1 protein-coding gene and 1 pseudogene are annotated in these 792 nt (G+C 74.5%); both read right to left on the bottom strand.

Features of this window, described 5'->3' with window-relative positions:
- Window positions 1-465, bottom strand: a 465-nt coding sequence (gene casB / locus KUM32_RS39805; RefSeq protein ID WP_308408842.1) for a type I-E CRISPR-associated protein Cse2/CasB, incomplete at its 3' end; no start/stop codon positions are given.
- Window positions 462-792, bottom strand: a pseudogene (locus tag KUM32_RS39800) (hypothetical protein); the annotation flags it as partial. The gene casB and the pseudogene KUM32_RS39800, both read right to left, overlap by 4 nt.

Genomic DNA, 792 nt, shown 5'->3' with positions numbered 1-792 from the left:
GGCCCGTACCGAGGTGGCGTTGACGGCCGCCGCCACGCGCCGGTCCAGCGCCTCCGGGCTGAACCGGTCGGCCACCCGCAGGGAGCGCAGGGCGGAACCGAGGCCCACCTGCGGCTTGTGCATGGGGCGCTGCTGGCTCTGCTGGTGGAGGCCGTAGAGCGCGAGCGCGCCGTGCTCGGCTTCGAGTGCGTGCGTGACCTCCCCGTCGGTGGGGCTCGTGTAGTACGGCCACATCGCGGGCACCGTGCCGGCGTCCTGACCGAGCCCCGCACGCAGATCGGCCAGCTCCTCGCCCGGAGGGCCGGTCGGCGCGAACCCGTACCAGCTCCCCTTCCTGGCGTCCAGGTACCGGTGCCAGTACCGGGTGACCCGGGCGGGGCCCGGGTCCGGTGCGGTCACGGAGTTTGCGGTGGCGGAGTGCGGCGCGGTCGCGGAGTTCGGCGCGGCCTGGGGTGGGATGCTCACCGCGAGGGCCCTTCGGTCGTCGGGTTGTCGGAGTCGGGGGTATCGGGGGCGCCCGGGGTGTCGGGGTTGTCTGAGCTGTCGGGGCTGTCGGCCTCGGGGGCGCCCGGCTGCGGGGCTTGGGCCTCGGGGGCTTCCGCCTCGGCCCGAGCGCGCCGCTGCTCGGCGCGGCGTTCGGCACGTTGCCAGAGGATCTTGTCGAGGCTCTTGCGGAACGCTGCTTCCGCCTCGCTGAGCCGGTACACCCGGCTGGTGTCACCCCGCGTCACCACGCGGCCATGGAAGAGACCGGGCGCGGCGGCGTTGCTGAGGAGTTGCTCCGCCACCTTC

Source organism: Streptomyces sp. AC627_RSS907 (assembly GCF_019049165.1).
The sequence above is the reverse complement of the archived record's forward strand: the minus strand, read 5'-3'. Positions and strand labels throughout refer to the sequence as shown.